This is a genomic window from Streptosporangium amethystogenes subsp. fukuiense (genome assembly GCF_042665875.1).
GTDB lineage: Bacteria > Actinomycetota > Actinomycetes > Streptosporangiales > Streptosporangiaceae > Streptosporangium > Streptosporangium fukuiense.
Genome location: NZ_JBHTEE010000001.1, coordinates 3276566 through 3296115, shown reverse-complemented (window position 1 = coordinate 3296115; position 19550 = coordinate 3276566). Strand labels below are relative to the sequence as shown.

18 protein-coding genes are annotated in these 19550 nt (G+C 70.5%); 16 read left to right on the top strand and 2 right to left on the bottom strand.

What is annotated here, in order from left to right; genetic code table 11:
- Window positions 1-122: 122 nt before the first annotated feature.
- The gene (locus ACFQVD_RS14420) at window positions 123-464 is read left to right on the top strand and encodes a tetratricopeptide repeat protein (RefSeq protein WP_350966146.1); all 342 of its coding nucleotides are present in this window, start codon (window positions 123-125) and stop codon (window positions 462-464) included.
- Between the two features lie 50 nt (window positions 465-514).
- Window positions 515-1522: an HAD-IIA family hydrolase gene (locus tag ACFQVD_RS14415; RefSeq protein WP_343968974.1), complete on the top strand. Its 1008-nt coding sequence runs from the start codon at window positions 515-517 to the stop codon at window positions 1520-1522.
- A 56-nt stretch (window positions 1523-1578) separates the two neighbouring features.
- Here ACFQVD_RS14415 and ACFQVD_RS14410 read toward each other — a convergent pair whose 3' ends face one another.
- Entirely contained in the window at window positions 1579-1926 is a 348-nt protein-coding gene (locus ACFQVD_RS14410; RefSeq protein ID WP_030905074.1) for an SCP2 sterol-binding domain-containing protein, read from the bottom strand.
- Window positions 1927-2363: 437 nt separating this feature from the next.
- On the opposite strand from ACFQVD_RS14410, the gene ACFQVD_RS14405 reads away from it, so the two are divergent.
- From ACFQVD_RS14405 to pssA, 12 genes are all read left to right on the top strand, one after another.
- Entirely contained in the window at window positions 2364-2537 is a 174-nt protein-coding gene (locus ACFQVD_RS14405; RefSeq protein WP_343968977.1) for a hypothetical protein, read from the top strand.
- Window positions 2534-3352, top strand: coding sequence for a TlyA family RNA methyltransferase (locus tag ACFQVD_RS14400; protein ID WP_343968979.1), 819 nt, complete (start codon window positions 2534-2536; stop codon window positions 3350-3352). The genes ACFQVD_RS14405 and ACFQVD_RS14400 overlap by 4 nt, the downstream gene beginning before the upstream one ends.
- Window positions 3353-3482: 130 nt before the next feature.
- On the top strand, window positions 3483-4388 hold the full coding sequence (locus tag ACFQVD_RS14395) for an NAD kinase (RefSeq protein ID WP_343968981.1): 906 nt from the start codon (window positions 3483-3485) through the stop codon (window positions 4386-4388).
- A 90-nt stretch (window positions 4389-4478) separates the two neighbouring features.
- Window positions 4479-6191, top strand: coding sequence for a DNA repair protein RecN (recN, locus tag ACFQVD_RS14390; protein ID WP_364151260.1), 1713 nt, complete (start codon window positions 4479-4481; stop codon window positions 6189-6191).
- Between the two features lie 156 nt (window positions 6192-6347).
- Window positions 6348-7559, top strand: a complete 1212-nt coding sequence (gene steA, locus ACFQVD_RS14385) for a putative cytokinetic ring protein SteA (RefSeq protein WP_343968985.1) — start codon at window positions 6348-6350, stop codon at window positions 7557-7559.
- Window positions 7556-8530, top strand: a complete 975-nt coding sequence (locus ACFQVD_RS14380) for a copper transporter (RefSeq protein ID WP_343968987.1) — start codon at window positions 7556-7558, stop codon at window positions 8528-8530. Before steA ends, ACFQVD_RS14380 begins: the two co-directional genes overlap by 4 nt.
- A gap of 4 nt (window positions 8531-8534) precedes the next feature.
- On the top strand, window positions 8535-9401 hold the full coding sequence (locus ACFQVD_RS14375; RefSeq protein WP_343968989.1) for a hypothetical protein: 867 nt from the start codon (window positions 8535-8537) through the stop codon (window positions 9399-9401).
- Window positions 9398-11047, top strand: a complete 1650-nt coding sequence (murJ, locus tag ACFQVD_RS14370) for a murein biosynthesis integral membrane protein MurJ (RefSeq protein WP_343968991.1) — start codon at window positions 9398-9400, stop codon at window positions 11045-11047. The genes ACFQVD_RS14375 and murJ overlap by 4 nt, the downstream gene beginning before the upstream one ends.
- Window positions 11040-12155 (top strand): glycosyltransferase family 4 protein, encoded by a 1116-nt coding sequence (locus ACFQVD_RS14365; protein ID WP_343968993.1) that lies wholly within the window; start codon window positions 11040-11042, stop codon window positions 12153-12155. Before murJ ends, ACFQVD_RS14365 begins: the two co-directional genes overlap by 8 nt.
- Window positions 12156-12466: 311 nt before the next feature.
- A complete protein-coding gene (locus tag ACFQVD_RS14360) occupies window positions 12467-13456 on the top strand; it encodes a TerC family protein (RefSeq protein WP_343968995.1) in 990 nt (329 codons plus the stop codon).
- A gap of 128 nt (window positions 13457-13584) precedes the next feature.
- Window positions 13585-14232 (top strand): phosphatidylserine decarboxylase, encoded by a 648-nt coding sequence (locus ACFQVD_RS14355; RefSeq protein WP_343968997.1) that lies wholly within the window; start codon window positions 13585-13587, stop codon window positions 14230-14232.
- Complete coding sequence (gene pssA / locus ACFQVD_RS14350; protein ID WP_343968999.1) at window positions 14219-15052, top strand: CDP-diacylglycerol--serine O-phosphatidyltransferase; 834 nt, start codon at window positions 14219-14221, stop codon at window positions 15050-15052. Before ACFQVD_RS14355 ends, pssA begins: the two co-directional genes overlap by 14 nt.
- Window positions 15053-15149: 97 nt before the next feature.
- On the opposite strand, the gene ACFQVD_RS14345 is transcribed toward pssA, so the two are convergent.
- A complete protein-coding gene (locus ACFQVD_RS14345; protein ID WP_343969001.1) occupies window positions 15150-15791 on the bottom strand; it encodes an MBL fold metallo-hydrolase in 642 nt (213 codons plus the stop codon).
- Window positions 15792-16061: 270 nt separating this feature from the next.
- Between ACFQVD_RS14345 and uvrA the strand changes: the two genes are divergently transcribed.
- A complete protein-coding gene (gene uvrA / locus ACFQVD_RS14340; protein ID WP_343969003.1) occupies window positions 16062-18902 on the top strand; it encodes an excinuclease ABC subunit UvrA in 2841 nt (946 codons plus the stop codon).
- A gap of 88 nt (window positions 18903-18990) precedes the next feature.
- Window positions 18991-19413: a Rieske (2Fe-2S) protein gene (locus tag ACFQVD_RS14335; protein ID WP_343969005.1), complete on the top strand. Its 423-nt coding sequence runs from the start codon at window positions 18991-18993 to the stop codon at window positions 19411-19413.
- Window positions 19414-19550: the final 137 nt, after the last annotated feature.

Here is a 19550-nt window from a genome sequence, read left to right as displayed (position 1 = left end):
CTGTCGTCTGTCGATGAAGGAGGCCTCACACAATGGTCCAAGGACGTAGCGGTCCGTCTGATTCCCCCAACCCCGAGACGGGCGCTCCGGTCGGGGACGTCTACGAATGGTTTCAACGAGGGATGAGGTTGCTGGCCGAGGGGAGCCCGGCGGCGGCCGCCGCGCTGCTGGAGCGGGCGGCCTACGCGGAGCCGGAGTCCCGGAGCATCCGTGAGGCTCTCGCCCGGGCGCAGTTCAACTCCCGGCAGTACGCCGACGCGGTCGACAGCTTTCGCTGGATCATCGATGCGAATCCAGCCGAGGACTACGCGTATTTCGGTCTCGGGCTCGCCCTGTGGCGGACCGGGGACATGGAAGGAGCCCAGGAGCCGCTGGCCATCGCCGTCGCGATGCGGCCCGACCAGCGGCACTACGTCTCCGCTTTGAAAAGCGTGCGCGCCACGTTACGGGCCCGCCGGATGTGATCCGTATGTGATCTGTGCGAGCAATGGAACGTGGATGATGAAATAGGTCGGTGGACACAGACGCGCTGATCGACCTGTATGACACCCTCCTCCTTGATCTCGATGGGGTGGTGTATCTCGGACGCGACGCCGTACCCGGGGCGCCCGAGGCGCTACGCCGGGCGGCGGAGCGCGGTGTGCGTCTCGCCTACGTCACCAACAACGCCTCACGCACCCCCGGCGCCATCGCCCAGCACCTGAGCGCGCTGGGCGCTCCGGCGACCCCGGACGACGTCGTCACCTCCGCCCAGGCAGCCGCACGGCTCGTGGCCGAGCGGGTCGCGCCGGGTGCCGCGGTGCTGGTGGTCGGCGGGATGGGACTGCGCACCGCGTTGCGCGCCCATGGTCTGCGTCCGGTCAGCACCGCCTTGGACAGCCCGGTCGCGGTCGTCCAGGGCATAGCCCCCGACCTCTCCTACGGTCTGCTGGCCGAGGGGACACTCGCGGTGCGTGAGGGAGCGCTCTTCGTGGCCGCGAACGCCGACTCGACCATGCCGACCGGCAGAGGCGAGTTTCCCGGCAACGGCGCGATGGTCAGGGTCATCGCCACGGCGACCGGAGTGGAGCCGATCGTCGCGGGCAAGCCCGAGCCGCCCCTGCACCGGGAGTCGATGCTCCGTACCGGATCACGGCGCCCCCTGGTGGTCGGCGACCGGCTCGACACCGACATCGAGGGGGCGACCAACGCCGGAGTCGACAGCCTGCTGGTTCTGACGGGGGTGGCGAACGCGCTCGACGTGCTGACCGCGGCTCCCGGACACCGGCCGACCTATGTCGCCGACGATCTGTCCGCACTGCACCGGCCCTATCCCGTGGTACGGCGGGCCCGGGACGGGTGGACCTGCGACGGGTGGACGGCCCGCTGGCAGGAGGGCGCCCTCGCCCTTGAGGGAGGAGGCGAGCCGCTCGACGGCCTCCGCGCCGCCTCAGCCGCGACCTGGGAGGCCGCGGGGGAGGGCCGGGCGGACGAGGACGCGGTGAAGGCGGCACTCGACTCCGCGTTCTCGCCCGCAGGCTGAGAGTGCCGTCCTCGTCCAGACGGCCCCCCAGGTGATCCCGCCCTCGGGCGGGACCCTCAGAGAAGCTTGCGCAGGCGGAGAAGGTCGCCGAAACTGGCGTCGACCCTGACCCGGCCGCCGAACACGGCCCGCCCCATGTCGAGTTCCCCGTTGACCAGGGCGACGAGATCATCGCTGCCGATGGTCAGTTTCACCTCTGCCTCCCTGCCGTCGTCCGAGGGCAGATCCTCGAAGGGGCCGAGACCGCCGTGGTGGATGCGGCCGTAGAAGGTCACGCCGAGATCCTTGATGTGGCAGCTGATACTGCGCTCGACCACGTGCTTGGCGCGGCTTGCCTGGTCAACCTCGTCGAACTGCTCGCCGAGTTTGCGCAGTGCCGCCCGGCACTCGTCGACGGTCGCCATCGCGTGGCGCTCCCTTCTCTTCCGGACCGGCCTGAATCCCTTTCAGGTACGGACGGTAGCGTTCCACATGGGTACGGCATGCAATCCGGCGCGGGGGTGTGCCGGGAAAGAGGCGTACGCCGCGGCGCACGAAACCCCGAGGAGGGTGTGCCTGGGCGGCCGCCGATCTTAATGAGATGACAACGCGCGAGCCCCCCGCGATAGTTCGCGCTTTACCCAGCTTTGAAGAAACCGCACTCCCGGCCCACGTCAGGGCGGCCGGAGGTGGGAGGCGACGGAACCGGGGAGGCCCGCCGGGGCGACGGGGGACGCGGGTTCCGATACGGTCGGGGAATTCACGGGCACGGGACCGGTGAGCGTCGCGTCCGTGCGGCGGCAAGGGGCGCCGGGACGGCCACGACGGCCGAGGCGGCCAGGAGAGGATCCGGAGGGGGCGCATGACGGACCTGCTTGAGGAGACGGGCGACGAGCGGGCGGACGCCGCGCTGGGCGGGCTCGCCCGGCTCGGCGCCCTGCCCGTCTCCGCGCACGCGGACGTCTTCGAGGAGGTGCTCACCGGACTGGAGCAGGCGCTCGCCTCGGTGGACGACGCCCCGGACCGGCACCCGTGAGCCGGCGGGTACGCCTCGACAGTGAACTCGTCCGCAGGAGGCTGGCGCGCTCCAGGGAACAGGCGGCCCAGCTCATCGAGGCAGGCAGGGTCAGCGTCGGCGGCCGGGTGGCGGCCAAGCCGGCGACCCAGGTCGACACCGCCTCGGCCATCGTGGTGGTGGAGGAGACCGGGGGCCCGGACTACGTCTCGCGAGGGGCGCACAAGCTCCTGGGCGCGCTGGAGGCGTTCGGTCCCCTCGGCCTCACGGTCGCCGGGCGCCGCTGCCTGGACGCCGGCGCCTCCACCGGAGGCTTCACAGACGTGCTGCTGCGCGGCGGTGCGGCCCACGTGCTGGCCGTCGACGTCGGCTACGGCCAGCTCGCGTGGTCGCTGCGGACCGACGACAGGGTCACGGTCATGGAGCGGGTCAACGTCAGGGACCTGACGCCGGACATGGTCGGCGAGGCGCCCACCCTGGTCGTCGGGGACCTCTCCTTCATCTCGCTGCGCCTGGTGCTGCCCGCCCTGGTGCGCTGCGCCGCTGAGCGGGCCGATTTCGCGATGCTGGTCAAGCCCCAGTTCGAGGTCGGCAGGGAGCGGGTCGGCGCGGGCGGCGTCGTCCGTGATCCCGCGCTCCGCGCGGAGGCCGTCCGGGACGTGGCCGAAACCGCGCGGGCGCTCGGCCTGGCCGTGCGAGGGGTCACCGCGAGCCCGCTGCCCGGCCCGTCGGGCAACGTCGAGTACGTCATCTGGCTGGGTAAGGGGGAGGGGGCTCCGCCGGTCGCCGACCTCGGCGCCGAGATCGAGCGAGCGGTGGCGGAGGGCCCCCGGTAGCGGGCGACCTGGGAGAACACGACCTGACATCCTGCCCGGAGCCGAAACTCGGGGCACCCACACTGGAAGAGCTGAGTTGGACTTCCTCCCCAGAGCCAGGGCTCGGGGTCTCCACGCTCGAGGAGATGAGATGACTGCCAAGCGCGTCGTGCTGGTCACCGCGCACACCGGCCGGCCGGCGGCCGTCGACAGCGCCCGGATGGTGATCCAGCGGTTCCTGGACGCCGGATTGACCGTGCGCGTCCTCAGCGCCGAGGCCGACGAGATCGCCTGCGCCGGGGCCGACGTGGTGCCCGCCGGTTCGGCGGCGGTCGACGACGCCGAGATGATGATCGTGCTCGGCGGCGACGGGAGCCTCCTGCGGGCGGCCGAGTTCGCCCGCCCGGCCGGCGTGCCGCTGCTGGGGGTGAACCTCGGGCATGTGGGCTTTCTGGCGGAGGCCGAGGTGGAGAACCTGGCGGTCGCGGTCGACAGCGTGGTGGAAGGTCGCTACGACGTCGAGGAGCGGATGACCATCGAGGTCACCGCCCGCCTCAACGGCAAGTTGCTGGCCGACAGCTGGGCGCTGAACGAGGCCACCGTCGAGAAGAGCGAGAGGATGCTCGAGGTGGTCGCCGAGATCGACGGGCGCCCGCTGTCGCGCTGGGGGTGTGACGGGGTGATCTGCGCCACGCCGACCGGTTCCACCGCGTACGCCTTCTCCGCGGGAGGGCCGGTTGTCTGGCCCGAGGTGGAGGCGTTGCTGCTGGTGCCGATCAGCGCCCACGCGCTGTTCTCCCGGCCCCTGGTGGTCTCGCCCCGCTCCAGGCTCGCGCTGGAGGTCCAGACGGAGACCGCGGGAGCGGTGCTGTGGTGCGACGGGCGCCGCAGGTTCGACCTGCCCGCCGGGGCGAGGGTGGAACTGCGACGGGCCGAGCTACCGGTACGACTGGCTCGGCTGCACGGTCTGGAGGACACGGGCGCGCCGTTCACCGACAGGTTGGTCGCCAAGTTCGATCTCCCTGTACAGGGGTGGCGCGGACGTGTGAGGCCCTAGTACGGCAGGGCGGGTGACGTCTCAAGCGCGTAGGATCGTGCCCGCGCACCGCACTGATGTTCGGTGAATTCGATGTGACGGGAGGGACCAGTGCGACCCAGGGTCGAGGAGGTCCGAATCCAGGGGCTCGGCGTGATCGACGAGGCCGTCCTGGTGCTATCGCCGGGATTCACCGTGGTCACGGGCGAGACGGGTGCGGGCAAGACCATGGTGGTGACCGGTCTGGGGCTGCTGTTCGGCGGCCGGGCCGATCCCGCCCGGGTCCGTCCCGGCTCCGAGCGGGCCACCATCGAGGGCACACTGATCGTCGATCCGGCGGGACGGGTCGCGCAGCAGGTCCAGGACGTGGGCGGCGAGGTCGAGGACGGCGAGTTGATCATCTCGCGGACCGTCTCCGTCGAGGGGCGCAGCCGTGCCTGGCTGGGCGGGCGTACCGTCCCCGTCGGCACGCTCACCTACCTGGCAGAGGACCTGGTGGCCGTGCACGGCCAGATGGACCAGCAGCGGCTGCTGCAGCCCGGCCGCCAGCGCGCCGCGCTGGACCGCTACGCGGGCGAGGAACTGGTCAAGCCGTTGCGCGCCTACGAGCAGGCGTACAAGCGGCACAGGAAGATCGCGGAACAGCTGGCCGAGCTGACCACCAGAGCCAGGGAGCGTGCCCAGGAGGCCGACCAGCTGAGGTTCGGGCTCGGTGAGATCGAGAGGGTCGACCCCAAGGCCGGCGAGGAGACCGAGCTGCGCGAGGAGGAGGAACGGCTCTCCCACGCGGACTCCCTCCGGAGCGCCGCCGAGACGGCGCACCGGGCGCTGCTCGGTGACCCGATGTCCGGTGAGCAGGCCATGCCGGACGCCATCGCGCTGGTCGGCGAGGCCCGCACGACGGTCGAGGCGGTGCGCGACTTCGACCCGGCGCTCGCCGGTATCGCCGAAAGGCTCGCCGAGGCGGGCTACCTGATCTCCGACGTCGCCACCGAGCTGGCCGCGTACGCCGAGTCGATCGACGCGGATCCGGGCCGGCTCGCGGCGGTGCAGGAGCGGCGGGCCGCGCTCATCCACGTCATCCGCAGGTACGGCCAGGACAGCGCCGAGGTGCTCGCCTGGGCCGCTCGGGCCGCCGCGCGTGTCGCGGAGCTCGACGGTGACGACGACCGCATCGGTGAGCTCACCCGCGAGCACGAGGAGCTCACCGGGCGCCTCACCGAGCTGGCCGCCGACCTGACCCGGGTCAGGTCGGTGGCCGCGGAGCGCTTCGGGCAGGCCGTGACCGAGGAGCTCACCGCGCTTGCCATGCCGCACGCCAGGGTGGTGGTCACCATCGCCGCCGCCCCCGAGTTCGGCCCGCACGGTGTCGACGAGGTCGAGCTGCGGCTGTCGCCACACCCCGCCTCGCCGCCCCTGCCGCTGAACAAGGGCGCCTCGGGCGGCGAGCTGAGCCGGGTGATGCTCGCCATCGAGGTGGTGTTCGCCGGCGCCGACCCGGTCCCGACGTTCGTCTTCGACGAGGTCGACGCGGGCGTGGGCGGCAAGGCCGCGGTGGAGATCGGCCGCAGGCTGGCGCGGCTGGCCAGGACCTCCCAGGTGATCGTCGTCACCCACCTTCCGCAGGTGGCGGCCTTCGCCGACCAGCATCTCGTCGTGGAGAAGGCCGATGACGGGAGCGTGGTGCGGAGCGGCGTGATCGCTCTCGACAAGGACGGCAGGGCGCGGGAGCTGTCCCGCATGCTCGCCGGGCTTGAGAACTCCGAGCTGGGCCGCGCGCACGCGGAGGAGCTCCTGTCGATCGCGGCCGCCGACAAGGTGTGACCGGACATCCCCGGGAGGGACGAGGGAGTAAGTAGCGGTTTGAAAGAGTAATCCGTATGTTCCGGGGGAGCAGGTGGCGGGGGTCACTGGTGACGTACCTGACACGCTGCCGACTGTTTGGCTCTCCTGGTCGTTCACTCTGGCAGGATGGTCGTGATGAAGGTGCCGATTGACGGGCTTCAAGACAGGCTCACCGGGTACCTCCGCCGCAGGAAGGTCACGGACCTTCCCGGGGTGACGGCAGTGGCGAGAATCGATCGGCGGACCAAGAGGCTGACCAAGCGCCTCAGGGCCGGGGAAATCGCGATTATCGATCACGTTGACGTTGACCGGGTCAGCGCGGAGGCGCTTGTCGCGTGCGGTGCGGCAGGCGTTGTCAACGTCGCCGCGGGCATCAGCGGCCGTTACCCCAACCTGGGCCCGCAGATCATCGTTGACGCCGGAGTGCCGTTCGTGGACAACGCCACCTCCGAGCTGTTCGAGCGGATCAAGGACGGAGACCTGGTCCGGCTGCACGAGGGCGTCGTCTACCTCGACGATGAGGCGGTCGGCAAGGGCGACGTGCAGACCCCCGAATCCGTCGAGGCCGCGATGACCGAGGCGCGGGCCGGGCTGACCGTGCAGATCGAGGCGTTCGCGGTCAACACCATGGAGTACGTCCGCCGCGAGCGTGACCTCCTCATCGACGGGATCGGCGTTCCCGACATCCGGACCGTCATGGAGGGCCGGCACGTCCTCATCGTGGTGCGCGGCTACCACTACAAGGAGGACATCGCCGCCCTCCGTCCCTACATCCGTGAGTACCGCCCGGTCATGATCGGGGTGGACGGCGGGGCCGACGCGCTGCTGGAGGCCGGCTACCTGCCGGACATCATCGTCGGCGACTTCGACTCGGTCTCCACCAAGGCGCTCACCACCGGTGCCGAGCTGGTCGTGCACGCCTACCGCGACGGCAGGGCGCCGGGACTGGAACGGGTCCAGCAGCTCGGCCGCAGCGCGGTGCTCTTCCCGGCGATCGGCACCAGCGAGGACATCGCCATGCTGCTCGCCGACGACAAGGGCGCCGACCTCATCGTCGCCGTCGGCACCCACGCGACGCTGGTGGAGTTCCTCGACAAGGGGCGCTCCGGCATGGCCAGCACCTTCCTCACCCGCCTGCGGGTGGGCAGCAAGCTCGTCGACGCAAAGGGCGTCAGCCGGCTCTACCGCAGCCGGATCTCCACCCCGTCCCTGCTCCTGCTCGTCGCCACCACGCTGATCACCATGGGAGTGGCGATCGTCGTCTCTCCGGTGGGCAAGATCTGGCTGGACAGCGTCCGCGACATCTGGAGCGGCTTCATCTTCTGGCTGGTCGGACTCTTCTCGTGATCGATTTCCGCTATCACCTCGTCTCCATCGTCGCGATCTTCCTCGCGCTGTCGGTGGGCATCGTGCTGGGCACCACCCTCCTCGAAGACCCCGTCATCAAGGCGAGCGAGGGCCTGGCCAACCAGCTTCGCGAGGGCAACAACGAGCTCCGCACCCAAGTGGAGGCCCTGCAGCGGCGCGAGGCGGGCAACGACGCCTTCGTGGCCGCCGACACCCCCCGGCTGGTCCAGGACGCGCTCGTGGGCAGGCGCGTCGTGGTCGTCGAGGCGCCGGGCGCCACGGTGAGCGTGCGTGAGTCGGCGCAGCAGGTGATCGAGGAGGCCGGGGCGATCGTGACCGGCCGGATCACCCTGACCGAGAGGTACATCGACCCCGCCCAGACGGGTTTCGTCGACAAGCTGGCCGTCGGGGCCAAGGCCGCCGAGACCGTCTTCCCCGTCGAGGACACGGCATACGACAAGGCGGCCCAGGTGCTCGCCGACGCGATCGTGACCAGCGACCCCGTCCAGGCGGGCAAGGAGCATCCGGCCGGCGTGGGCATCCTCGACGCCTTCCAGCGCGCCGGCCTGCTCACCGTCACCGACGATCCCGCCAAGCGCGCGGAACTGGCCCTGATGATCGCCCCCGCGGAGGCGTACACCGGAGAGACCGCCGCCGGGCGAGCGGGCGCGCTCGTGGCACTGGCGCTGGGCCTCGACGAGGTGGGCCAGGGCACGGTGGTGGCCGGTACGCAGACCTCCGCCGCGGCCGGTGGGATCATCACCGCGCTCCGCGAGGACACCTCCTTCACGGAGAAGGTCTCCAGTGTCGACACCGCGGATATGCCCGCGGGGCGGGTCGTGGTGGTCTACGCTCTCCGAGAGCAACTGGCCGGGCTCGCCGGCCAGTACGGCATAGGCTCCGGCGTCTCTGGTATCAAGCCCAGCGCGACGCCCACCCCCACGGCCGTCACGGCCACCTCCGGAGGATGACCCGATGGCTCGTCGTGCTTTTCTCGGTGCCCTCACCGGTGCGCTCCTCGGCGCGGTCGCCGCGCGTGCCGCGTACGCGGCCTTCACCCGCAGGCCTCCGGTCGGCGATGTGGAGACCTGGGCGCGCACGAACCACAGGGGCGAACCGATCACCCTGCTGGAGGGCCCGGCGTTCGTCGCCGGTGCCGGTGCCGCGGCGGCCGTGATCCCCGGTCTGACCGGCAGGGCCCGGGTGGCGGCGCTGCTGGCCGCCGTGGGGGCCGGTGGTCTTGGTGCCTACGACGACCTGTACGGCGCGACCTCCTCCAAGGGGTTCAAGGGGCATCTGAGCGCCCTGGCCAAGGGGGAGGTCACCAGCGGGGCCGTGAAGATCCTCGGTATCGGCGCGACCGGCCTGGCCGCCGCGGCCGCCGTCTCCCGCGCGCCCCTCGACGTCGCCGTCAACGGCACGCTGATCGCCGGGAGCGCCAACCTGGCCAACCTCTTCGATCTGCGTCCCGGGCGTGCCGTCAAGGTGGGGCTGCTCGCCGGCGCACCCCTGCTCGCCGCGGCTTTGTTCAGGGGCGACCCGGTCCCGGCCACCCTGGCCGCGCTTCCCATGGGCGCCGCCGCCGCGCTGCTGCCCGAGGACCTCGGCGAGCGGGCCATGCTCGGCGACGCGGGGGCCAACGCGCTGGGCGCGCTTGTCGGCCTGACCGCCGCCGTCACCCTGGGCCGTCCGGGACGCCTGGCCGTGCTCGGCACGGTGGTCGCGCTGACCGCCGCCTCGGAGAAGGTCAGTTTCACCAAGGTGATCGCGGGCAACCCCGTCCTGCACCGCTTCGACATGCTCGGCCGTCGTCCCGTGGAGCAGGCACCCGCCACCCGATGAGCAGCAGGATCGCCCGGGGGGTCGCGGGAGCGGCACTTCTCATCGGGATCGTGACCGTCCTGGCCCGGCTCGTCGGGTTCGGCCGCTATCTCGTCCAGTCGCAGACCGTCGGCAACCTCTGCCTGAGCACCGCCTACAACACCGCCAACTACGTGCCCAACATCGTCTTCGAGCTGGTGGCGGGCGGCGCGCTGGCCGGGATGGTGGTGCCGGTGCTGGCCTCGGCGGCCTCCCGGGCCGACGACGACCCCGAGGCCAGGGCGGAGGCCGGCCAGATCACCTCGGCGTTGCTCACCTGGGTGATGCTCGTCATGGTGCCGCTGACGCTGCTCATCGTGGCGTTCGCCGGGCCGGTCGTCGCGCTGCTGGTGGGCGGTCCGGGCGGCTGCGACCTGGCGGAGGTCGTCGAGGTCGGCACCGGCATGCTCGTCGTCTTCGCCCCCCGCATGATCTTCTTCGGGCTGGCAGTGGTCCTGTACGGCGTGCTCCAGGCACACCGGCGGTTCATGGGCCCGGCCCTGGCTCCGCTGGTCTCCAGCCTGCTCATCGTCGGCTCCATGCTGCTGTTCGAGGTGCTCAACGGGACGGCCGCCGGGGACCTGGCGGACCTGACCGCCGCGGGGCAGCTCTCGCTCTCCCTGGGCGCGACCGTCGCCGCCGCGGCGATGGTGCTCACCGTGGTCGTCCCGGTGGCCAGGCTCAAGCTCCGGCTGCGGCCCTCGCTGTCGTTCCCGCCCGGGGTCGCGGCCCGGGCGCGCGGGCTCGCCACCGCCGGTATCGCCGTGCTGATCGCGCAACAGGTCGCGCTGCTCGTCGTCATCCATCTGGCCAACGACCTGGGCGGCAAGGGCGCGATCGGTGTCTACACCTACGCCTGGGCGCTGTACCAGCTGCCGTACGCGGTGCTCGTGATGCCGATCGCCACCAGTTCCTTCCCGGTGCTGTCCACCCGCGCCGAAGAGGGGGATCTGCCCGGGTTCAACGCTTTGACCTCCTCCACCACTCGGATCGTGCTGCTGGTCACGGGGCTCGCGGCCGGAGTGATGGCGGCGGTCGCGCTGCCGGTGTCGCGGGTCTTCCTGGAGGAGACCCCGGGCGGGGAGCCCACCGAGATGGCCAGGGCCGTCGCGCTGTTCGCGCCCGGTGTGGTCGGGTACGCGCTCATGCTGCACCTGGCCCGCATCCTGTACGCCTGCGGTCTGGGGCGGTCGGCGGCGGTCGCCTCGGTGACCGGGTGGGCCGTCGCACTGGCGGCACAGGTCGTGCTCGCCCACGCCGCGGCGGGTCCGGCCGACGTGGTCGGGCAACTGGCGCTGGGCAGCACGATCGGCATGACCGTCGGCGGGCTGCTGCTGGTCCTCGCGGTGCTCCGGGCCAGGGGGGCGGCCGCGTTGGAGGGAACGCCGCGCACCTTCCTGGCCGCCCTGGTCGGCGGTGTCGCGGCCTGGGGGGCGGGGCTGACCCTGGTCGACGCCTTCGGAGCGGTGTCCAGGTGGGAGTCCGTGGCGGTCGGACTGGCCGCCGCGATCGCCGGGACGGCCGTGTTCACGGCCGTGGCGATGATGATCGACAGGCGAGACGCCCGGGCGCTGCTGGCACGACTGCGCGGGGGACCGGTGAAGGAGGGGAACGGCTTCGATGGCTGATCAGGGGACGCGGGTGGCGTTCGTGCTGGGCACGAGCGAGGGAGGGGTCGGCAGGCACGTCGCCATGCTGGCCGGAGGGCTGGTGCGCGGCGGCCACCGGGTGGTCGTGGCGGGTCCCCCGAGCACGGAGCGGGCCTTCGGGTTCGCCGCACTCGGCGCGCGCTTCGTGCCGGTGCCGATCTCCGATCGACCTCGCCCGCTCGACGATCTACGGGCGGTCACGGCGCTCAGGACGCTGCGCGGGGCGCATGCCGTGCACGCCCACGGGCTGAGAGCCGGGGCGCTGGCGGCGATCGCGCTGGCCGGAACCGGGACCGGCTTGGTGGTGACCCTGCACAACGCCGCGACGGCGGGTGGCGTGGTCGGCGCGGTCTACGGCCTCCTGGAACGGATCGTGGCCCGCCGTGCCGACCGGATCCTGGTCGTCTCCCCCGATCTGGGGGAGCGGATGGCCCACCTGGGGGCCGGGCACGTCGAGGCCGCCGTGGTCCCGGCGCCCGCGCTGCCCCCTTCCGGGCGTGAGGCCGGGGACATCCGGCGGGAGCTCGGTACGGGAGAGCGGGTGATCTTCCTGACGGTCGCCAGGCTCGCCCAGCAGAAGGGCCTGGAGACCCTGCTCGATGTCGCGAAGGCACTGCCGGAGGTTCGCCGGGACGCGGCGCGCGCGCCGGGGCCGGTGTTCCTGGTGGCGGGGGAGGGGCCGTTGCGGGCGGAGTTGCAGGAACGGATCGACCGGGAGAACCTGCCGGTGCGGCTGCTCGGTGCCCGTACCGACGTGGGGGATCTGCTCGGGGTGGCCAGGGCACTGCTGGTGCCGAGCCGCTGGGAGGGGCAGCCGCTCACCGTGCAGGAGGCCCTGCGGGCGGGGACGGCGGTCGTCGCCACCGCGGTGGGGGGCATCCCGGCGATGGTGGGTGAGGCGGGGCTGCTGGTGCCGTACGGGGATGTCGCGGCGATGCGCGACGCGGTCGCGAGGGTGCTCGCCGACGACGCTCTCGCGGCGGAACTGGCCGCCGCCGCCGCCAGGCGAGGCCGTGGGATGCCGGGTGAACCGGAGGCGCTGGAGGCGGTGCTGGTGGTCTACGCCGGGCTTTCCCCGAGGGGTTGAAGGGGCCCGCTCGCGGTCCGCACCAGGTCCTCCGGAGGGGGGTTGGAGCCTGCGGCGGGCGAGGCGGGAAGCCCGGCGGAACAGGCGGAGAGGCCGTGATGTTGGATTAGGTGCCACCATGCCGGAGACCTATACTGGCGTGTTTAGGGGGGGAGTATCCCTTCGCGGCAGTCTCGTCATCACGGTGTTGCCTCGCTCCACGAGGCCCCCGGGGCTGTCGGTCCGCACTTCGACTGACTCAGTTGATGCCTCATGCGGGCGGGAGAGACCTCCGGCAGTCTGTCGTGCGCGCCGCCGGAGGTTTATCAGTTGTGATTGTTCCTGTCTGGGCATGGTTGGCCGTTATCGGCGGTCTGCTCGTCGTTCTCGCCTTCGACCTGTGGATCGTCGACCGGGGTGAGCCGCGGGAGTTCTCCCTCAAGCAGGCCGGGTTCTGGGTCAGCTTCTACGTCACCCTCGCGGTGATCTTCGGTATCGTGCTGTGGATCTTCGCGGGCCCCACCTCCGCGGGACAGTTCTTCGCCGGTTACATCACCGAGTACAGCCTGAGCGTCGACAACCTTTTCGTCTTCTACATCATCATGACCCGCTTCGCGGTGCCGAGGATCTACCAGCACAAGGTGCTGCTGATCGGCATCCTGATGGCGCTGGTCATGCGCAGCATCTTCATCGCTCTCGGCGCCGCCGCCCTGGCCAACTTCGGCTGGCTGTTCTACGTCTTCGGCCTGTTCCTGATCTACACCGCGGTCCAGCTCGTCCGCCAGTTCGGCCAGGAGGAGGACCTTCCGGAGAACGCGGTCCTGCGCTGGGCCCGGCGGGTGCTGCCGCACACCGACGACTACGTGGGTTCCAAGGTCGTCGTCAAGGTCAACGGCAGGCGCATGGTCACCCCGCTGCTGATCGTCATGATCGCCATCGGCACCACCGACCTGCTGTTCGCGCTCGACTCGATTCCGGCGATTTTCGGCCTGACCACCGACGCCTTCATCGTCTTCACCGCGAACGCGTTCGCGCTGATGGGTCTGCGCCAGCTCTACTTCCTGCTGGGAGGTCTGCTCCAGCGGCTGGTCTACCTCAGCTACGGTCTCGCGTTCATCCTCGGTTTCATCGGGGTTAAGCTGATCCTCGAGGCGCTGCACTCCAGTGGCGTCTCCTGGGCTCCCGAGGTGCCGATCTGGGTGTCACTGTCGGTCATCGTCGTCACGATGGCCGTCACCACCGTGATCAGCCTCGCGAAGGTCCGGCGTGATGCTCGCGCAGGCAAGGAAAACACCACCCCGGCGAGTGTCGAGCAGGGCTAGCGAATCGGCGTGTGAGGCGCTTTGCTTGTCTCATTGCGCCTTATAAGGGCTAAGAGATGGGTAACATCCTGCCCCAGAGCGGGTAGACATACCGGTCTAATGCCGCAAGACATCACAAAAGGTTCCCTGTGTCCCACGATTCAGCAAGCCACCGGCCAGGTCCGCTGGGCCTGGCACGTGGCGTCTCCCCGTGGTTGCTTCCGACCGTGGCCGCCGCCACCGTGACCTCCCTGCTCAGCCGCCGTGACCGGCGCTGGGCGCTGGCGGCGGTTCCGCTGACCGCGCTCACCGGTGGGATGCTCTGGTTCTTCCGCGATCCGGATCGGACTCCGGGCACCGGGCGGATCCTGTCGCCCGCGGACGGTGTGGTGCAGAGCATCGATCCATGGCCGGACGGCCGGACCAGGGTGGCGATCTTCATGAGCCCACTGGACGTGCACGTCAACCGGGCGCCGCTGGCCGGCACGGTCACCTCGGTGAAGCACGTCTCCGGGGGGTACCTGCCCGCGTTCAACAAGGACAGTGACACCAACGAGCGGGTCGTCTGGCACCTGGACACCGCGCTCGGCGACATCGAGTTCGTCCAGATCGCCGGTGCGGTCGCCCGCCGCATCGTGCCCTACGTGGCCGAGGGGGCGAAGGTCGCCAGAGCCGAGCGGATCGGCCTGATCAGGCTTGGCTCGCGGGTCGACGTCTATCTCCCCGAGGGGATCGCCCCGGCCGTCTCGGTGGGCCAGCGGACCGTCGCGGGGGTGACCGGTCTTGACCACGGCTGACGCGAGCTGGCCGATGGACGAGACGGACGACGAGCCGCGAGGACCCGTGGGCAAGGCGTTCCGCCTGTCGGCCGCCGACTCCCTCTCGCTGGGCAACGCCCTCTGTGGCTTCCTGGCGGTCTGCGTGCTCTCCTGGTCGGCCATCAACGCGCTGCAGGAGGGCAAGCCCTTCGCGGCCGACCCCCGGTTCTTCGGCACCGCCGTGGTGCTCCTGCTGATCGGTGCCACCTGTGACCTGTTCGACGGCCTGGTGGCCAGGAAGTTCCGCGCCTCGGCCATGGGGGCCGAGCTGGACAACCTCGCCGACGTGATCAGCTTCGGCTTCGCCCCCGCCTTCATGGTGGTCATCTGGGCGGGGTTCAATCAGCAGATCCCGTTCCTGCTGGTGATGACCGCGGCGGCGTCCGTGTTGCTGGCCGGGGTCATCCGGCTGGCGCGTTTTGCCTGTGTGAAGACCAAGAGCGGCGACTTCATGGGCCTGCCCATCCCGATGGGCGCCATGACCGTGGTCTCGGTCGTACTGCTGTTCCCCCCGTCGATCTGGACGATCCTGCCCATCTTCGGTGTGGCGTATCTCATGGTGAGCCGGATCGAGTACCCCAAGCCCAAGGGCAACGTGGCCGCCGGGGTACTCGCCTGGATGATGATCAACGTTGCCTGCCTGACCATCTGGGTCGCGGGCCTGGCCGGTGGCGACACGCTGATCAAGGTCGGGGCCGTCATGCAGATGACGATCGTGGCGGCCATCCCGCTGCGTGTCCTGATGTTCAAGCGGGAGAAGCGCAAGGAGCAGCGCAGGGCGTCCGCCGAAGTCGGCTGACCGCCGGAACCGCCCGCGGGGACCGGCCGCGACCGGCGGTCCCCGCGGGCGGAGGATCCCCGGCGGCGTGGGCGGTGCGACCCCCGCGCCGCGAGCGTCACCAGCCCCGCTCGCGCCACTCGGGCAGGTGGGGGCGTTCGGCGCCGAGCGTGGTGTCCTTGCCGTGGCCCGGATAGACCCAGGTGTCGTCCGGCAGCCGGTCGAAGATCCGCTCTGACACGTCGGCGAAGAGCCGGGCGAACCGCTCGGGATCCTTGTTGGTGTTGCCGACGCCGCCGGGGAAGAGCGAGTCGCCGGTGAACAGGTGGCCGGGGTGGTACAGGGCGATCGAGCCCGGGGTGTGCCCGCGCAGGTGGATCACCTCCAGGCCGACCTCGCCGACGGTGATCTCCTCGCCGTGCTCCACCTCCAGGTCCACCGGCACCGGCAGCCCCGGCGCGTCGAGCGGGTGGGCGATCACCGAGGCACCGGTCGCCCCGGCGACCTCCGCCAGGGCCTGCCAGTGGTCGCCGTGCTGGTGGGTGGTGATGATCTTGCTGATCGGCCGGTCACCGATGAGTTCCAGCAGCCGGTCGGGCTCGGCGGCCGCGTCGATGAGCGCGCCGTCACCGGTCCGGGTGCACCGGAGCAGGTAGGCGTTGTTGTCGAACGGGCCGACGGCCAGCTTGGCGATCGTCAGGCCGGGCAGCTCACGCAGGTCTGCGGGGCCGCCGACCTGCACATCACCGGTGTACGTCACGGATTCTCCTCGGATGCTGTCACGGCAGGGCGGGGCGCGGGTGGTGCCCGTCCCCACCCTCATCATCGCCGCCCGGCGGGTGGGGCGGGGCATAAGGGGGGTGTTCACACTGTTGAAACCGGGGACGACCTGCCACATCCAAGGGAAGACCGTAGTCTGGAGAGGGCGGGGAACCCCTGAGCTCCGGACGCCGGCCCGGAAAATTGTCGGTCCCTCTCGCTAGTCTTCCCGCGACCGCTTCCAACCCTCTAAATCGACGTCGGGACTACCGTGGCTGACCGCCTCATCGTGCGTGGTGCACGCGAACACAACCTCAAGGACGTCTCGCTGGACCTCCCGCGAGACTCTCTGATCGTCTTCACCGGGCTGTCCGGCTCGGGCAAGTCCAGTCTGGCCTTCGACACGATCTTCGCCGAGGGCCAGCGCCGCTATGTCGAGTCGCTGTCGGCCTACGCGCGGCAGTTCCTCGGGCAGATGGACAAGCCCGACGTGGACTTCATCGAGGGTCTCTCACCCGCGGTGTCGATCGACCAGAAGTCGACGAGCCGCAACCCGCGCTCCACGGTCGGCACGATCACCGAGGTCTACGACTACCTGCGCCTGCTCTGGGCGCGCATCGGCAAGCCGCACTGTCCCCGGTGCGGGCGGGCGATCGCCAGGCAGAGTCCCGAGCAGATCGTCGACCGGGTGATGGAGCTTCCCGAGGGCACCCGCTTCCAGGTGCTCGCCCCGGTGGTCCGCGGCCGCAAGGGCGAGTACGCCGAGCTTTTCAGCCAGTTGCAGGCCAAGGGCTTCGCCCGGGCCCGCGTCGACGGCACGGTGGTCCGGCTGGACGAGCCGCCGACGCTGAAGAAGCAGGAGAAGCACGACATCGAGGTGATCGTCGACCGCCTGGCGGTGAAGGAGGGCGCGAGCAGCCGCCTGACCGGCTCGGTGGAGACCGCCCTGCAGCTGTCGGGCGGGACGATCACCCTGGAGTTCGTCGACCTGCCAGAGGACGACCCGAACCGCGAGCGCTTCTACTCGGAGCACCTCTACTGCCCCTACGACGACCTGTCGTTCGAGGAGCTGGAGCCCCGCTCGTTCTCCTTCAACTCGCCCTTCGGCGCCTGCCCGGAGTGCACGGGCCTGGGCGTTCGCATGGAGGTCGACCCCGACCTGATCGTGCCCGACCCGGAGAAGCCGCTGGGCGAGGGCGCGATCTCCCCGTGGGCCGGGGGTCACACCAGCGACTACTTCGTCCGCCTCGTCGAGGCGCTCGGCCTGAACATGGGATTCAGCCTCGACACCCCGTGGGAGCGGCTGCCGAAGAAGGCGCAGAAGGCCCTGCTCCACGGTCACGACGAGCAGGTCCACGTCCGCTACAGCAACCGCTACGGCCGAGAGCGCTCCTACTACACCACCTTCGAGGGGGCCATCCCCTGGGTGCAGCGTCGCCACGGTGAGTCCGACAGCGACGGCATGCGGGAGAAGTACGAAGGCTACATGCGGGAGATCCCGTGCCCGGCCTGCGAGGGAGCCAGGCTCAAGCCGGTCTCGCTGGCCGTCACGGTCGACGGCCGCTCGATCGCCGAGGTCTCGGCGATGTCGATCGGCGACTGCGCGACGTTCCTGGCGGGGCTGAGGCTGTCGGACCGTGACATGCACATCGCCGAGCGGGTGGTCAAGGAGATCAACGCCCGGATGGGCTTCCTGCTCGACGTGGGCCTCGACTACCTGACCATGGACCGGGCCTCAGGCACCCTCGCGGGTGGTGAGGCACAGCGCATCCGGCTCGCCACCCAGATCGGCTCCGGCCTGGTCGGTGTGCTGTACGTGCTGGACGAGCCCTCCATCGGTCTGCACCAGCGCGACAACCAGCGGCTGCTGGAGACCCTGATCAGGCTGCGCGACATGGGCAACACGCTCATCGTGGTCGAGCACGACGAGGACACCATCGCCGCCGCCGACTGGGTGGTCGACATCGGCCCGGGAGCGGGCGAGCACGGCGGCCAGGTCGTCGTCTCCGGCACCGTGGCCGACCTGCTGGCCTCGGAGGAGTCGATGACCGGTGCCTACCTGTCCGGCCGCAGGACCATCGCCATCCCCCCCGTACGCCGCAAGCGCGACAGGAAGCGGCAGCTCACCGTGAAGGGCGCCCGCGAGCACAACCTCAAGGGCGTCGACGTGGAGTTCCCCCTCGGGTTGCTGACCGCGGTCACCGGGGTCTCGGGGTCCGGCAAGTCCACCCTGGTCAACGACATCCTCTACAACGCGCTGGCCAAGGAGTTGAACGGCGCGCGTACCGTCCCCGGCCGGCACGCGCGGGTCAACGGGATGGACCTGGTCGACAAGGTCGTGCACGTGGACCAGTCGCCGATCGGCCGCACACCCCGTTCCAACCCGGCGACCTACACCGGCGTCTTCGACAAGGTCCGTGACCTGTTCGCGCAGACCACGGAGGCCAAGGTCCGGGGCTACCAGAAGGGGCGCTTCAGCTTCAACGTCAAGGGCGGCCGGTGTGAGGCGTGCTCGGGAGACGGCACTCTCAAGATCGAGATGAACTTCCTGCCGGACGTCTACGTGCCCTGCGAGGTCTGTCACGGGGCGCGCTACAACCGGGAGACCCTGGAGGTCCACTACAAGGGCAAGACGATCTCCGAGGTGCTCGACATGCCGATCGAGGAGGCCCTGGGCTTCTTCGACTCCATCCCGTCCATCAAGCGCTACCTGCAGACGCTTTACGACGTCGGCCTGGGGTACGTCAGGCTCGGCCAGCCCGCCACGACCCTGTCCGGCGGTGAGGCCCAGCGCGTCAAGCTCGCCTCCGAACTGCAGCGCCGCTCCACCGGCCGGACGATCTACGTGCTCGACGAGCCCACCACCGGCCTGCACTTCGAGGACATCCGCAGGCTGCTGGGCGTGCTGGGCAAGCTCGTCGACGGCGGCAACACGGTCATCGTCATCGAGCACAACCTCGACGTGATCAAGACCGCGGACTGGCTGATCGACATGGGCCCGGAGGGCGGCTCCAGGGGAGGCACCGTGCTCGCCGTCGGCACGCCCGAGGACGTCGCCCTGGTCGACGAGAGTCACACCGGCCGCTTCCTGCGCAAGATCCTCGGCACCTGAAGGCCGGATTCAGGACCGGGCTCCCACGTCAATACCCTTGACGCGAGAGCCCGGTTCTGACGGGGATGACGTTGCGAGAAGGGCCGCAATGAGCATGCAGGAAACCTCCGCCATGCCCGCGCGCAGGCAGGTGATCGCCGCCGCGGGGGCCGTGGCGTGCGGGGCGGCGCTGGCCGGGTGCGGCAGTGGGGAGCCCGCCGCCATCGTGCCGCCGGGGATCAAGGGGAAGGTCATCGCGAGGACCGCCGACATCCCGGTCGGCGGCGGCAAGGTGATCACCAAGTGGAAGATCGTGATCACCCAGCCGACCTCCGGACTGTTCAGGGCGTTCACGGCGAGCTGCCCGCACCGGGGATGCGCGGTCGGGAGAGTCGGGGACGGCGTCATCCACTGCCCCTGCCACGGCAGCGAGTTCGCCGCCGACTCCGGCAAATGCCTCAAGGGCCCGGCGGAGGCGCCGCTGGTCCAGTACGCGCTGAAGCTCGAGGGCGACGGGATCATCGTGGTCTGACGGTTCGCGCGGCCATCTCCTCCAGGGGGCGGATTCGTCGAGCTCGCCGGGGCCGAAATCCGCGATGAGGGTTACCGGGGGATTCTCCGGATGATCCGGAAAGAGCGCCAAGGGCTTGATTCTTCACAGTCTCCTGA

Coding starts and splice junctions, on each gene's coding strand:
- ACFQVD_RS14405 (WP_343968977.1), top strand. CDS start 2,364: ATGACGGACCTGCTTGAGGAGACGGGCGACGAGCGGGCGGACGCCGCG.
- ACFQVD_RS14395 (WP_343968981.1), top strand. CDS start 3,483: ATGACTGCCAAGCGCGTCGTGCTGGTCACCGCGCACACCGGCCGGCCG.
- ACFQVD_RS14375 (WP_343968989.1), top strand. CDS start 8,535: ATGGCTCGTCGTGCTTTTCTCGGTGCCCTCACCGGTGCGCTCCTCGGC.
- ACFQVD_RS14410 (WP_030905074.1), bottom strand. CDS start 1,926: ATGGCGACCGTCGACGAGTGCCGGGCGGCACTGCGCAAACTCGGCGAG.
- ACFQVD_RS14420 (WP_350966146.1), top strand. CDS start 123: ATGAGGTTGCTGGCCGAGGGGAGCCCGGCGGCGGCCGCCGCGCTGCTG.
- murJ (WP_343968991.1), top strand. CDS start 9,398: ATGAGCAGCAGGATCGCCCGGGGGGTCGCGGGAGCGGCACTTCTCATC.
- ACFQVD_RS14335 (WP_343969005.1), top strand. CDS start 18,991: ATGAGCATGCAGGAAACCTCCGCCATGCCCGCGCGCAGGCAGGTGATC.
- steA (WP_343968985.1), top strand. CDS start 6,348: ATGAAGGTGCCGATTGACGGGCTTCAAGACAGGCTCACCGGGTACCTC.
- ACFQVD_RS14365 (WP_343968993.1), top strand. CDS start 11,040: ATGGCTGATCAGGGGACGCGGGTGGCGTTCGTGCTGGGCACGAGCGAG.